The 12,815-nt window shown below is 73.3% G+C and carries 10 protein-coding genes; 4 read left to right on the top strand and 6 right to left on the bottom strand.

The genetic code is table 11. The annotated features are described in order from the left end of the window. Positions 1–133: 133 nt before the first annotated feature. The 4 genes from A4A78_RS12950 (at position 134) to A4A78_RS12935 (ending at position 4,770) form a co-directional block, all read left to right on the top strand. Positions 134–1,588, top strand: a complete 1,455-nt coding sequence (locus A4A78_RS12950) for an Nramp family divalent metal transporter (RefSeq protein WP_062949957.1) — start codon at positions 134–136, stop codon at positions 1,586–1,588. A 7-nt stretch (positions 1,589–1,595) separates the two neighbouring features. Next, positions 1,596–2,432 carry a FadR/GntR family transcriptional regulator gene (locus A4A78_RS12945; protein ID WP_062949955.1) on the top strand — a complete coding sequence of 279 codons (837 nt, stop codon included), beginning with the start codon at positions 1,596–1,598 and terminating at the stop codon, positions 2,430–2,432. A gap of 98 nt (positions 2,433–2,530) precedes the next feature. Then, a complete protein-coding gene (locus A4A78_RS12940) occupies positions 2,531–3,538 on the top strand; it encodes an L-idonate 5-dehydrogenase (protein ID WP_062949953.1) in 1,008 nt (335 codons plus the stop codon). Positions 3,539–3,705: 167 nt separating this feature from the next. Next, positions 3,706–4,770, top strand: coding sequence for an NUDIX domain-containing protein (locus A4A78_RS12935; protein WP_062949952.1), 1,065 nt, complete (start codon positions 3,706–3,708; stop codon positions 4,768–4,770). Between the two features lie 142 nt (positions 4,771–4,912). Here the strand turns inward: A4A78_RS12935 and A4A78_RS12930 are convergent, their stop codons facing one another. The 6 genes from A4A78_RS12930 to A4A78_RS12905 form a co-directional block, all read right to left on the bottom strand. Further along, entirely contained in the window at positions 4,913–6,226 is a 1,314-nt protein-coding gene (locus A4A78_RS12930; protein WP_062949950.1) for a thymidine phosphorylase, read from the bottom strand. A gap of 88 nt (positions 6,227–6,314) precedes the next feature. Next, positions 6,315–6,761, bottom strand: a complete 447-nt coding sequence (locus A4A78_RS12925) for a cytidine deaminase (RefSeq protein WP_062949948.1) — start codon at positions 6,759–6,761, stop codon at positions 6,315–6,317. Positions 6,762–6,933: 172 nt separating this feature from the next. Further along, complete coding sequence (locus A4A78_RS12920) at positions 6,934–8,271, bottom strand: ABC transporter permease (RefSeq protein ID WP_062949946.1); 1,338 nt, start codon at positions 8,269–8,271, stop codon at positions 6,934–6,936. Next, positions 8,268–9,896, bottom strand: coding sequence for an ABC transporter permease (locus A4A78_RS12915; RefSeq protein WP_062949944.1), 1,629 nt, complete (start codon positions 9,894–9,896; stop codon positions 8,268–8,270). The genes A4A78_RS12920 and A4A78_RS12915 overlap by 4 nt, the downstream gene beginning before the upstream one ends. Next, the gene (locus A4A78_RS12910; RefSeq protein WP_062949941.1) at positions 9,896–11,467 is read right to left on the bottom strand and encodes an ABC transporter ATP-binding protein; all 1,572 of its coding nucleotides are present in this window, start codon (positions 11,465–11,467) and stop codon (positions 9,896–9,898) included. Before A4A78_RS12910 ends, A4A78_RS12915 begins: the two co-directional genes overlap by 1 nt. A 104-nt stretch (positions 11,468–11,571) precedes the next feature. After that, positions 11,572–12,687 (bottom strand): BMP family protein, encoded by a 1,116-nt coding sequence (locus A4A78_RS12905; protein WP_062949939.1) that lies wholly within the window; start codon positions 12,685–12,687, stop codon positions 11,572–11,574. Positions 12,688–12,815 lie beyond the last annotated feature (128 nt).

Below are 12,815 nucleotides of genomic sequence, written 5' to 3'. Positions count from 1 at the left end.
AATCCTCCCACGAGCGCGCTCGTGATCGACGCCTCGCCACCACCTATCCACCTATCTGATAGGTTGTCCGGCATCCGGCGCGGTGCGGCTCCCCCGCTCCTCGCGCCCAGACCGTATGAAGGAGTACCCGTCGATGACGACGTCCCCCAGCTCGACGCCGAGCGGAACCCCCGCCTCGCCGGAGCCGAGCCCCGACCTCCCCACCCGCACCGTGCTCGCCAAGGGCGTGGACCCCTACGTGGTCGACGGCTCCCAGATCGCCGAGCCGCCCACCACCCTGCGCGGCCGGCTGAAGTTCCTCGGCCCCGGCATGATCACCTCCGCCGCCGTCGTCGGCTCCGGCGAGCTGCTGACCGCGACCGCCCTCGGAGCGACCGTCGGCTTCATGCTGCTGTGGCTGGTGCTGGTCTCCACCTTCCTGAAGGTGTGGGTCCAGATCGAGCTGGCCCGCTGGTCCATCTCCACCGGCCGCACCGCGGTCGACGGCTACGACGACGTGCCCCCGCGGCTGGGGAAGCGCGGCTGGATCTCCTGGCTGCAGCTGCTGATGATCATGCAGTTCTTCATCGGGCAGGCCGGCGTGATCAGCGCCTCCGCCTTCGCCTTCTCGAGCCTGATGCCGATCGGCGGGGAGCCCTACTCGCTGCTGTCCATCGGCGTCTGGGTCGCGCTGCTGGTGGTCGTCGCGATCGCCATCCACTCGCTGAACCGCTACGCCGTGGTCGAGCGGATCTCCACCGTGCTGGTGCTGCTGGTGACCCTCTTCGCGATCGTGATGGTGTTCCTCCTGCAGAGCACCGAGTTCGCATGGAGCGCCGGCGACCTCGCCGGCGGCATGCGCTTCCAGCTCGCGGCCGGGGCGATCGGCGTCGCGATCGCGATGTTCGGCATGACCGGCGTCGGCGCGGGCGAGACCACCGCCTACACCTACTGGGTCGTCGAGAAGGGCTACGCCGCCTGGACCGGCCCCAACGACGGCTCCGAGGGCTGGGTCTCCCGCGCCAAGGGCTGGATCTCCGTGATGAAGGTCGACGCGTGGGTCTCGTGGGTCATCTACACCGCCTCCACCGCCGCGTTCTACATCCTCGGCGCCGCCGTGCTGCACCCGCAGGACCTGGTGCCGGAGGGCAACGAGGTGATGGTGACCATCTCCTCGATCTTCGACTCCGCCGTGGGCACCTGGGGCGGCGTGCTCTTCCTCATCGGCGCGGGGCTCGCGCTGTTCAAGACGATCCTCGCCAACGTCCCCAGCCTCAGCCGCATCTCCGGCCAGACCCTCGCCGTCTTCGGCGCGTACGACTGGAACGACCAGGCCGCACGCGACCGCTGGCAGCGCGTCATCATGATCGTCCTGCCGATCGGCTGGGGCCTGCTGGGCACGATCGCCTCCTCCCCGCTGCTGCTCGTGATCATCGCCGGCATCCTCAACGCCGTGTACCTCATCGGCGCGGCGATCGCGACGGTGTTCCTGGCCCGCACGCAGACCGACCCGCGGATCCGCGACGGCCGCCCCACCGAGATCATGCTGTGGATCTCCGCCGCGGCGATCATCGCCGTGGGAGTGATCGGGCTCGTCAATGCCTTCTGAGCAGACCATGTCCTCTGAGCAGGCCCCGCCCTCCGGGCAGCCCCGCGCCGCGAGCCTCGGCGACACCGCCTGGCGCCACCTCACCTCCCCCGTCGACCCGTCCGACCGGGCACTGAGCCGCGAGACCCTCGTGGGCCGGGCACGGCAGGCCGTGCTCGACCTGATCGACGACGAGGGCCTCGACGCCGGGGATCCGCTCCCCTCGACCGGGGCGCTCGCGGAGCGCTTCGCGGTCTCCAAGGCCGTGGTGCGCGAGGCGCTCAGCGCCCTGGACGCGCTCGGGATCGTGGAGATCTCCAACGGCCGCGCCGCCCGGGTGCGCCCGACCGACAGCTCCCTGGTGCGCTTCTCGCTCTCGCGCACGATCCGCACCTCCCCCGGCGAGGGCTTCGCCACCCTCATGGACCTGCGCTCCCCGCTCGAGGTGCGCGCCGCCGCCCTCGCCGCCCGCCGGATCGGCGCGGCGGGCCCGTCGGCCGACGGAGCCCGCGAGCTGCGCCGGCTGCTGGAGGAGATGGGCGAGGCGCTCGGCGACTCCGAGGCCTACCCCCGCCTGGACATGCGACTGCACGCCGAGATCGCCCGTCTCGCCGACAGCCCCGCCCTCCACGGCGTGCTCGACGCGGTCAGCGCCCCGCTGTTCCGCGCCATGCGCGAGCTGCGCGTGACCCGCGAGGCGCGCGGGCTCGTCGGCGCCGAGCACGCCGAGCACGTCCGCATCGTCGAGGCGATCCTCGCCGGCGACGAGGACGCGGCGAGCGCCGCCATGGCGGAGCACATGCGCGCCGTCGAGGCCGTGGACCGCTCCCCCGCCGCCCCGGGATCCTCGACGAGCCCGGCCTGACCGGCCTCGTCGAGACGCCCTCCCCTGCACCTCCCACCCCGTCACCCCGGACCGCACGGCGAGCGCCGCCGCGAGCGTCCGCATCGAAAGGACTGACCATGCGCTCTCTCGAGATCCATGCCCCCGGCGACCTCCGCCTCGTCGAGACGGAGCCGACCGCCCCGGGCCCCGGCCAGGTGCGCCTCGCCGTCGAGTACGGCGGCATCTGCGGCTCCGACCTCGGCTACTGGAGGACCGGCGTCTCCGGTACCGCGGTGATGAAGCGTCCCTTCGTGCTGGGCCACGAGATCTCCGGCCGCATCGAGGAGCTCGGCGAGGGCGTCGCCGGCCTCGCCGTCGGCCAGGGCGTCACCGTGCACCCCGCCCGCACCCACTCCCCGCTGCCGGAGGAGCTGGTGGGTCGGGAGAACCTCCACCCGGACCTGACCTACTTCGGCTCCGCCGCACAGGACCCGCACACCGACGGCGCCTTCGCCCAGTCCCTCACCGTGGGCGCGGATCAGATCGTGCCGCTGCCGGAGGGGCTGTCGACCCGCCGCGCCGTGCTCGCCGAGCCGCTGGGCGTGGCGATGCACGCCGTGACCCGTGCCGGCGACCTCACCGGCACGCACGTGCTGGTCAGCGGCTGCGGCCCCGTGGGCCTGCTGGTCGTGCTCGCGGCCCGCGCCGCGGGCGCCGCGCACATCACCGCCGTCGACCTCGCCGAGGCCGCCCGCGAGCGCGCCCTCGCGATCGGGGCCGACGAGGCGCTGGAGTCCACCGACGGCATGGACCAGCGGATCTCCGTGGCCTTCGAGGCCTCCGGCGCCCCCGCCTCCCTCGACGGGATCCTGCGCAATATCGCCCGCGCCGCGATCGTGGTGCAGGTCGGGAACCTGCCCCCGACCCCGGTCAGCGTGACCCTCGGCCCGGTGGTGTCCAAGGAGCTCGAGTACCGCGGCACCTACCGCTTCGTCGCCGAGATCGAGCAGGCGGTCCAGCTGCTCGCGCGCAGCGAGGTCGCGGAGCAGGTGATCAGCGACGAGTTCGCGCTCGAGGACGCGCAGGCCGCCTTCGAGGCCGCCGCCGGCCGCGGCTCGAGCAAGGTCGTGCTCACCTTCGCCTGACGGCCGCGCCGCACCGTCCGGCCGGGCCGACCTGTCGGACCGAGCCGCCGGGCCCGGCGCCCCCTCCGGTCGGGATCGCCGGCCGCACCGTCCGCTTGCCCGTCGACACCTCGTCGGCGGGCCCGCGGCGGTCGAGCGGCTGTCCGCCGGCCGTAGAATCGTCCTCCATGACCGGCCCCTCCGCGCTCCCCCGTCCCCCGCGCCGCATCGTGATCGTCGCCGGCCCCTCGGGGAGCGGCAAGGGCGTGATGTCCCGCCGCGCGGGCCTGCCCACGGTGCCGCTGGACGAGTTCTACCGCGACCACGACGATCCCTCCCTCCCCCACCGCTTCGGGATCGTGGACTGGGACGATCCGGCCTCCTGGAACGCGGGAGCCGCGCTCGAGGCACTCGTCGCCCTCGCCCATGACGGGGTCGCCGAGGTGCCCGTCTACTCGATCCCGCTCTCCCGCCGCACCGGCACCGCGACGCTGCGCGCCGAGGACGCCGAGCTGCTGATCGCCGAGGGGATCTTCGCCGCGCAGCTCATCGCGCCGCTGCGGGAGATGGGGCTGCTGGCCGACGCGATCGTGCTGCAGCGCCCCACCCCGGTGGTGTTCGCGCTGCGGCTGGCCCGGGACCTGCGCGAGGGCCGCAAGCCGCCGCTGACCCTGCTGCGGCGCGGCTGGGGCCTGGCCCGTGACCAGCGCGGGGACATCGAGCGCTGGAAGGCGGCGGGGATGCGCCCGGTGGGCCTGCGCGAGGGCACGCGACTGATGCGTCGCCTCACCGCCCTCGCCGCGGCCGAGCGGCACCAGCGACCGGCCGCGGACGGCGCCGGGACGGTCCTCGAGATCACCGCGGTCGCCTTCCTGCGCGAGGGCGAGGGCGGGGCCGAGCTGCTCGCGGTGCGCAAGCGCGGCACCGGCTCCTACATGCAGGTGGGCGGCAAGCTCGAGCCGGGTGAGTCCGCGCTCGAGGCGGCGGTGCGCGAGGTGGAGGAGGAGCTCGGCGTGCGGCTCGATCCGGCAGGACTCGCCCCGCTCGGCGACTTCGAGGCCGTCGCCGCCAACGAGCCGAGCACCCGGGTGCGCTCGACGGTCTTCGTCTGCCGGCAGTCCCTCCCGGAGCCGCTCGAGGTGCGGGCCGAGCTCGCCGACCACCGCTGGTTCCCGCTGTCCGGGACGCCGGCGGGCGTGCGGCTCGCCCCGCTCATGACCGAGCACATCCTTCCGGCGCTGCGCGGCTCCTGAGGCGCCGGGTCCCGGGGGCCGCGGCCAGGCCGCGGCCCCGCACGAGACGTGGCGTTCTGCTCCTATGGAGCCTCGTTCCGGCACATGGCCACGTCTCGACGGAGAGGGACATGTCGAGCGGGCGGGGCCGGGCCCGCCGGGGTCAGGCGATCCTGTCCAGCACGATCCGGTGCTCGGGGACCTCGGTGCCGGGTGCGGCGAGGGTCCAGGAGCCCTCGAGCGACTCGAGGGCGCGGCCCATCCGCTCCGGGGTGTCGGTGTGGAGCCGGGCGAGCACGTCACCGGCCCGGACCTCCTCGCCCAGATGCTTCTCGATCTCGACGCCGGCGGCGGCCTGCACGGCCTCGCCGGGCCGGGAGCGGCCCGCGCCCAGACGCCAGGCCGCCACGCCCACGCCCATTGCGTTCAGGCCCGTGACCACGCCGTCCTCCGTGGCGCGCAGCTCCTCGACGTGCGCCGCGACCGGCAGCGGCGCGTCCGCGTCGCCGCCCTGGGCGGCGATCATCGCGCGCCAGGTGTCCATGGCGCGGCCGTCCGTCAGCGCGGCCTCGACGTCGGCATCGCGCACCCCGGCGGCCTCGAGCATCTCGCGGGCCAGCGCGACGGTCAGCTCGACCACGTCGGCGGGACCGCCGCCGGCGAGCACCTCGAGCGACTCGCGCACCTCGAGGCCGTTGCCGGCGGTGCGGCCCAGCGGCGCGGACATGTCAGTGAGCAGGGCGACGGTGCGCACCCCCGCATCGGTGCCGAGGTCGACCATGGTGCGGGCGAGCTCGCGGGCGTCGGCCTCGTCCTTCATGAAGGCGCCGGCGCCGGTCTTCACGTCCAGGGTGAGCGCGGCGGTGCCCTCGGCGATCTTCTTGGACATGATCGAGGAGGCGATCAGCGGGATCGCCTCGACGGTGGAGGTGATGTCGCGCAGGGCGTAGAGCTTCTTGTCCGCCGGGGCGAGGCCGGAGCCGGCCGCGCAGATCACGGCGCCGACGTCCGCGAGCTGACGCATCATCTCGTCGTTGCTGAGCGAGGCGCGCCAGCCGGGGATCGCCTCGAGCTTGTCGAGGGTGCCGCCCGTGTGGCCGAGCCCGCGCCCGGACAGCTGCGGCACCGCGACGCCGAAGGAGGCGACCAGCGGGGCGAGCGGGAGGGTGATCTTGTCGCCGACGCCGCCGGTGGAGTGCTTGTCGGTGGTGGCCTTGGCGAGGGAGGAGAAGTCCATCCGCTCGCCGCTGGCGATCATGGCGGCGGTCCAGCGGGCGATCTCGCCCCGCTCCATGCCGTTGAGGAACACGGCCATGGCGAGGGCGGCCATCTGCTCCTCTGCGACGACGCCGCGGGTGTATGCGTCGATGACCCAGTCGATCTGCTCGGGGCTGAGCCGCTGCCGATCGCGCTTGGTGCGGATGACGTCGACGGCGTCGAAGGGCTCGACGGCGGGGCGGGAGGTCTGGTCGGTCATGGCGTGCTCCTGGGGTGGTGGAGGGCGGCAGCAATCAGCGGGCGGGGCGAGCGGTCGGGATCGGCGCGGCCGGGTTCACAGGCCGGGGTCAGAGGGCGAGGTCGGAGGGGCCGAAGGCCTGCGGCAGCACCTCGGCCATCGTGCACGGCCCTTCGGGGGTGAGGATCACGAGGTCATCTCCGGCGTGCTCGGAGAGCAGCTGGCGGCAGCGCCCGCAGGGCATGACCACCGCGCGCTCGTCGCGGGCGAGGGACTCGTCGCCGCCGACGCACACGAAGCGGTGCAGCTTCCCGCCGCCGCCGGCGACGAGGTCGCTGATCAGGCCGCACTCGGCGCACAGCGTCACGCCGTAGCCGGCGTTCTCCACGTTGCAGCCGCGCAGCAGGCGGCCGTCCTCGGCGAGCGCGGCGGCGCCCACCCGGAAGCGGGAGTACGGGGTGTAGGCGCGCTCGGCGATCGCACGCGCCTCGGCCAGGAGCGTCTCGAACTCGGCAGGGGCGGTAGGCGCCGGGGGCGCGGGGTCATTCGCGGTCATGTGCTCGATGCTCTCACTGCGGGGGCTCGGGAAGGGAGGAACGCGCCGCCCAGGGAGGGTGGAGCGCGACGTGCGGCGCCGCTCCCCGGGACGACGGGACGCGATGCGCGACGCCGCGCCCCGGGAGTGCGGGACGCGGCGGCGCGGTGCCGCCCGGCGGGGCGGCGCGAGGTCACTGCTTGACGTAGGGCTGCCCGTCGGCCGCGGGGACCCGCACCCTGCCCACCACGCCCGCGACCGCGAACAGCGCGACCACGTACGGGAGCATGAGCAGGAAGTCGCCGGGGATGGAGACCCCGCCCTCGGCGGCGGACATGGTGCCCAGGCGCAGCTGGAGCGAGTCCGCGAAGGCGAAGGTCAGCGCCGCCAGCAGCGCGCCGACGGGGTGGTAGCGGCCCAGGATCATCGCGGCCAGCGCGATGTAGCCCTTGCCCGCGCTCATCTCCTCGCCGAAGGCGACGCCGGTGCCGATGGTGAGGGTCGCACCGCCCAGGCCCGCCACGGCGGCGCCGAGCAGCACGTTCTTCCAGCGGGTGAGGTTCACGGCGATGCCGACGGTGTCCGCGGCCTTGGGGTGCTCGCCGACGGCGCGCACGCGCAGCCCCCAGCGGGTGCGGAAGAGCGCGACGGTCAGCCCCGCGACGATGATCCACATGAGGTAGACGAGGATGTTCTGCTCGAACAGGACCCGGCCGATCACGGGGATGTCGGCCAGGACCGGGATCCGCAGGGTGGGCAGGCGCAGCGGCGCGTTGAACAGCCCGGGGTTGTCCCGCATCACGGTGCCGAAGAAGAACGAGGTCACGCCGATGGCGAGCACGTTCAGGACGACGCCGACGATGATCTGCTGGACCTGGTAGCCGACGGCGAAGAGCGCCAGCAGGGCTCCCATGATCAGGGCGACCAAAGGAGCGGCGAGCAGTCCCAGCCACACGTTCCCGGTGAGGGAGCCCACCAGCGTCGCGCCGAAGGCGCCGAACAGCAGCTGTCCCTCGATCGCGATGTTGATGACGCCCGCGCGCTCGGAGAGCACTCCGGACAGCGCCCCGAAGGCGAGCGGCACGGCCAGCACGATCGTGCCCTGCAGCAGCGTGGTCACGTCGAGCGAGCGCTGGGAGATCACCCAGGTCATGAAGGCGAGGATCCATGCCACCGCGAACACGGCGATCAGGGTGATGCGCAGGCGCCTCGAGGGCCGTGCCTGCCGGGTATGGAGCGCCCAGAGGCCGGCGGAGGCGACGAGTGCGACGACGGCCAGGGCGATCGCCCCGCCCTGCGAGGGCAGGGTGATGCGCTCGGGGACAAGGCCGAGCGGGTTGAGGTCGGTCTCGCGGGCGAGCGCGAACACCGACTCGGCGCCGGGCAGGCCGCGCAGCCCGAAGAACACCAGCGCGATCAGTCCGAGCACGGTGGTGGCGGCGGGCAGGTGCCACCAGCCGGCGGGGCGGGAGTCGTCCAGGCGCTTCTCGACGACGGAGTCGTCGGCGACGACCACGGGGGCGGTGCTCATCGGTGGTCCTCCTGCGCATCGGTGGTGTCCTCGCCGCGCTCGGACGCGGGGGCGGTCCCCTCGGACGGATCCTGTCGGGCGTGCGTGCCGGTCCCGGAGGATCCGGCCGGCGGCGCCTCGCCGGGCGGTGCTCCCCCGTCGACGGGCACGTCGGCGCGATGGGCGCCGCCGGAGGAGTCGCCGTCGGCCCCGCCCGCGGCGGGCCCGTCGGCCATGGTGCCGGCGGCGCCGGAGGCGGTCGAGGCACCGGCCGCGGCGCCGACCGTCGCAGGGACCTCGACGGCCCGGGTGCGGCGGGCGCGGCGCGCCCCGGCGCCGGGGTGGTCGATGCGGCGCAGGCCGATCAGGGTGCGCACCAGCGGCGGCGCGGCGATGAAGAGCACTACGAGCACCTGGATGACCTGCACGAGGTCCAGCGGCACGCCCTGGTTCGTCTCCATGAAGCGTCCGCCCGTGGACAGGGCCGCGAAGAGCAGGCCGGCCAGCACGATGCCGACGGGGCCGGAGCGGCCCAGCAGCGCGACCGTGATCGCGTCGAAGCCGATGTTGCCGGCGACGCCCTCGGTGAGGCGGCGCTCAGTGCCCAGCACGTGCACGGCCCCAGCGAGGCCCACCAGGGCGCCCGCGACAGCGAGGACCAGGAAGGCGGTGCGGGCCGGGGAGATGCCGGCGACGCGGGCGGCGCGCGGGTTCGAGCCGACGGCCCGGAAGTGGAAGCCGAGGGTGGAGCGGCTCATCAGCCACCACAGCAGCACGGCGGCGCCCGCGGCGAGGAACAGGCCCGCGTGGAGGCGGAACCCGCCGCCGAGCAGCAGCGGCAGGGTCGCGTTCTCCCCCACCGACGGGGAGGTGGGCTGGGACTGGTTCGCGCCGGTGAACGCGGTGGTCTTCAACGCGAAGAACAGCAGGTAGGTCGCGATCCAGTTCAGCATGATGGTGCTGATGACCTCGTTGGCGCCGAAGCGGGCCTTGAGGAAGCCGGCGATCCCGCCCCACACGGCGCCGGCGAGCACGCCCGCGAGCAGCGCGACCAGCAGGTGCAGCACGACGGGGAGCTGGACCGCGAAGCCGACGTAGCCCGCGGCCATCGCGCCGACGATCAGCTGGCCGGTGCCGCCGATGTTGAACAGGCCCGCCCGGAAGCTCACGGCCATGCCGGCCGCGGCGATGATCAGCGGGGTCGCAACGGTGAGGGTCTCGGTGAGGGGGCGCAGTCCGGCGGCGAGCGCGGGGAAGAGCACGTAGGTGCCGGAGCCGCCGGCCTCGCGCACGTCCTCCGCGACGCGGGAGAAGCCCTGACCGTCGAAGACGGCGCCGCGGAACATCGCGCCGTAGGCGTGGGTGACGGACTGCCAGATCGCGGTGAGCGCGTCGGAGGGGCGGGCGAAGAAGTACCCGAGGGTGGTGCGGACCTCCTCGTCGGCGATGACGATCAGCACCGAGCCGATGAGGAAGGCGAACACGAAGCTCATCACGACCACCAGCAGGTCGCTGCGCGCGATCGAATGGAGGGTGCGGGCCAGCGCCGTCTCGGCGCGCTCCTCGGGCGGGGGCGGGGTGTCGGCGGCGCCCGCGCCGACGCCGGGCGCGGAGCCGGCGGCGCCGGTCTCGGAGAGGGTGCTCATCACGCGATGTCTCCTTCGTCGGCGAGCTGGGAGTCGGTGGTGCGGGCGCCGGCGGCGACGGCCTCGCGGGCGGCCTCGGCGGTGTAGCCGGCCATCATCAGGCCCAGCACGTCGCGATCCTCGTCGCCGGGGACGATGCCGAGGATGCGGCCGCGGTACATCACGGCGATGCGGTCGGCGAGCTGGGTGACCTCGTCGAGCTCGGTCGAGACGATCACGACGGGGGTGCCCTTGTCGCGCTCGTCGAGGATGCGGCGGTGGAGGAACTCGATCGAGCCGACGTCCACGCCGCGGGTGGGCTGGGAGGCGATCAGCAGCGCCAGCTCGCGGTTCAGCGCGCGGGCCATCACGATCTTCTGCTGGTTGCCGCCGGACAGCGTGGACGCGGCCGACGTCGCCGATCCGGTGCGGATGTCGAACTCGGGGATCAGCCGCTTCGCGTTCTCGGCGATGGCCTTCAACGACATCGACACCGCCGTGCCGAAGGGCGCGCGGTCGTGCTGGTCCAGCACGAGGTTCTCGGCGACGGAGAAGTCCGCGACCAGCGCGTCGTGGGTGCGGTCCTCGGGGACGAAGCCGACGCCGGCGTCGAGGATCTGCTTGGTGGAGCGGCCCACCAGCTGCTTCCCCTCGAGGCGGGCGGAGCCGGCGACGGTATCCTGCAGGCCCAGCAGCGCCTCGGTGAGCTCGGTCTGGCCGTTGCCCTGGACCCCGGCGATGCCGAGCACCTCCCCGTGGCGCACCTCGAAGGAGACGCCGTCGAGGGTGCGGGTGCCGGCCTCGTCGGTGACGCGGAGGTCCGCGACCTCGAGGGCGATCTCACCGGGGGCGGCGGGGGCCTTCTCCTGGGCGAGGGAGACCTGGCGGCCGACCATCAGGGAGGCGAGCTCGGCCTGGTCGGCCGACGGATCGGCCTCGCCGACCACCTTGCCGCGACGGATCACGGTGATCCGGTCGGAGACGGCCTTGACCTCGCGGAGCTTATGGGTGATGAAGACGATCGAGGTGCCCTCGTCGCGCAGCTGGCGCATGATCGTCATCAGCTCGTCGGTCTCGTGCGGGGTGAGCACGGCGGTGGGCTCGTCCAGCACGAGCACCTCGGCACGGCGGCTGAGGGCCTTGATGATCTCGACGCGCTGCTGGGCGCCGACGGGGAGGTCCTCGACCAGCGCGTCAGGGTCGAGGTCGAAGCCGAAGCGGGCTGAGATCTCGCGCACGAGCTTCCGGGCGGCGGCGAGGTCCAGGAGGCCGCCGCGGGTGGGCTCGTTGCCGAGCACCATGTTCTCGGCGACGGTGAAGACGGGCACGAGCATGAAGTGCTGGTGGACCATGCCGATGCCGGCCGCCATCGCCTCGCCCGGGTCGGAGAAGGAGACGGGGCGATCGTCCAGGAGGATCTGGCCGCCGTCGGGGCGGTACAGCCCGTACAGCACGTTCATCAGGGTGGACTTGCCCGCGCCGTTCTCCCCCAGCAGGGAGTGGATCTCCCCCGGTTCGACGACCAGGTCGATCGCGTCGTTGGCCACGAAGGACCCGAAGGTCTTCGTGATGCCGCGCAGTTCGAGCTTCACAGCACTCGCTTCCGTCGGTGCCGGCCGAGCTGCTCGGCCGTGCGGTGTGGGACATGGGACGCGGTCCCCGCCCTCGGGGCGGGGACCGCGCTCATGACATCGGCTCAGGCGCCCGCGGGCGAGGCCTCGGACTCGACGACGACCTTGCCGTCGATGATCTCCTGCTTGAGGGTCTCGATCTCCTCGCTGAGCTCGGCGGGGACATCATCCTCGAAATCGTGGAAGGGGGCCAGGCCCACGCCGCCGTTCTCGAGGGTGCCGACGTACGGGGTCGCGTCGTACTCGCCGCCGGCCGCACCGGTGATGACGTCCTCGACGCCCACGGTCATCTCCTTCATGACGGAGGTGAGGATCGTGGACTGCGCCTCGGGGTCGGCGGAGTTGGTCTCGTAGCCGTCGGCGTCGACCCAGATCACCTTGCGGTCCTCGCCCTCCTTGGCGGAGGCGAGGGTGCCGGCGCCGACGGGGCCGGCGACCGGCATGACGATGTCGGCGCCCGCGTTGTAGAACTCGTCCGAGACGGCCTTGCCCTTGGACTGGTCCTCGAAGGTGCCGACGATGGAGCCCTGCTGGGTCTCCTTGTTCCAGCCGAGCACCTCGACCTCGGTGCCGTGGGTCTCGTTGTAGTGGGCGACGCCGTCGGCGTAGCCGTCCATGAAGATGGTGACGGTGGGGATGTCCATGCCGCCGTAGGTGGCGACCTTGCCGGTCTCGCTCATGCCGGCGGCGAGGTAGCCGGCGAGGAACGCGGCCTGGGCGGTGTCGAACTCGAGGGGCTTGACGTTCTCGAGCTCGATCGGGTTGCCGTCGGCGTCCTGGGCGGTGGAGTCGACGATGGCGAAGTCGGTGCCCTCGTTGGCCTGGGCGGCGGTGCCGGTGGCGGGGGCGAGGAGGAAGCCGACCGTGATGATCAGGTCGCAGCCCTCGGTGACCATGTTGTTGATGTTCGGGGCGAAGTCGGAGTCGGTGGTGGACTCCGCGGCCTGCTTCTGGATGCCGAGGTTCTTCTCGGCGTTCAGCAGGCCGTTGTAGCTGGACTCGTTGAAGGACTTGTCGTCCCAGCCGCCGGAGTCCGAGACCATGCAGGCCTTGTAGTCGCTCGCGGCGCCGCCGCCGGCGTCGCTGCCGCCGCCGGCCGTCTCCTCGGGGGCGCTGCCGCAGGCGGCGAGGGTGAGAGCCCCGGCGCCGGCGAGGGCGAGGGCACGCGTGATGCTCTTCATGGGTGGTTCCTCCGGTGGGAGTGCGGGGCCGTTCGCGCCCCGGGGGTCCGGGCGACGTCGCTGTCGCAGTGCGATTGGACGATAGCCCCGCGCGACGCATCGTGAGCACGACGTGAGCGTCCGCCCGC

It is taken from the genome of Brachybacterium sp. sponge (genome assembly GCF_001613775.1).
Taxonomy (GTDB): Bacteria; Actinomycetota; Actinomycetes; order Actinomycetales; family Dermabacteraceae; genus Brachybacterium; species Brachybacterium conglomeratum.
Note: the sequence above shows the minus strand (reverse complement) of the source record. Positions and strands in the feature narration are given on the sequence as shown.